This is a genomic window from Kocuria sp. CPCC 205297 (genome assembly GCF_040981035.1).
Lineage (GTDB): Bacteria > Actinomycetota > Actinomycetes > Actinomycetales > Micrococcaceae > Kocuria > Kocuria marina.
Map to the genome: position 1 here is coordinate 1 of NZ_JAVKPY010000035.1, position 1,197 is coordinate 1,197.

Consider the following 1,197-nt stretch of genomic DNA (forward strand, 5'->3'; position numbering starts at 1 on the left):
TGACGGCACGGTCTCGACCACCAGGGTGAACGAGGAGCGGTGCCGCTCGATCGTGAGCACGTGGACATCGGACAGGTCGAAGAGCGCGCACGCCGGCGCGCACATAGCATGGGACACATCGAGGCCTTCGAGGACGGTTGGATTCAGCACCCCCATCCTGGAGGCCTCGACCCCTACCCGACCCCCGTGACACGCACCCCGCTTGGGCCCTTACCCACACTCATTTGGGAAGGGCCTATCGGGCTCTTCAGAGTTGAGTGTGGGGTGAGGCGTCGAGTCCTCCGGTGATGAGGAGCATTCGGAGGCGGTAGTGCTCGAAGTTGCGGAACCCGCGGGCGATGCGGCGGCCGAGTTCGATGATCCCGTTGATCGCCTCTGTCCCGCCGTTGCTCGCCCCGTGGGTGTCGAAATAGGCCAGGAACGCGTTCCGCCAGCGTCGTAGGGTCTTCCCGAGTCTGGCGATCTCTGGGATCGGGCAGGATGGCAGCTTCTTGATCAGCTGCTCGGCCAGTCGGCGACCTTGTGCGGGCGTGGGCTGGTGGAAGACGTCTCGGAGGTCCTGGGCGCAGTGGTAGGCGACCTCGACCGCGATGTGATCGGGATGGGCGGCGAATGCGCTGGCCAGACGGTTCTGTTGGCGCGGGGTGAGGCGTTCCCGTCCGGCGCGGAGGATGTGGCGGATCCCGTAGAGAGCGTCGCCCTTGCGGCCGCGGTGGCCGAGGGTCTCTTGCTGGATCCGGCGACGGACGTCATCGACCGCAGCGCCGGCGAGCTTGACGATGTGGAATGCGTCCAGCACGCAGGTGGCGTCCTCGAGCTGGTCATCGATCGCGTTCTTATATCCCTGGAATGGGTCCAACGTCGCGATCTGGATGCCGTCGCGAAACGACTCGCCGCGTTCGTCCAGCCAGTCGCGGTAGACGGTCCCGGACCTTCCCGGGACTAGGTCCAGGAGCCTGGCGGTGGAGTGGAGCCCGTGGGTCAGGTCGACCATCCCGGTGAGTGCCTTCGGTCCGCGCCGGCGGGGATCACGGGCCCTTCCCAAATGAGTGTGGGTAAGGGCCCAAGCGGGGTGCGTGTCACGGGGGTCGGGTAGGGGTCGAGGCCTCCAGGATGGGGGTGCTGAATCCAACCGTCCTCGAAGGCCTCGATGTGTCCCATGCTATGTGCGCGCCGGCGTGCGCGCTCTTCGACCTG

At 66.5% G+C, this 1,197-nt stretch carries 1 pseudogene; it reads right to left on the reverse strand.

Going from position 1 to position 1,197, the window contains the following annotated elements:
• Positions 1 to 247: 247 nt before the first annotated feature.
• Positions 248 to 1,030 (reverse strand): annotated as a pseudogene (locus tag RF650_RS13515) (ISL3 family transposase); the annotation flags it as partial.
• Positions 1,031 to 1,197: the final 167 nt, after the last annotated feature.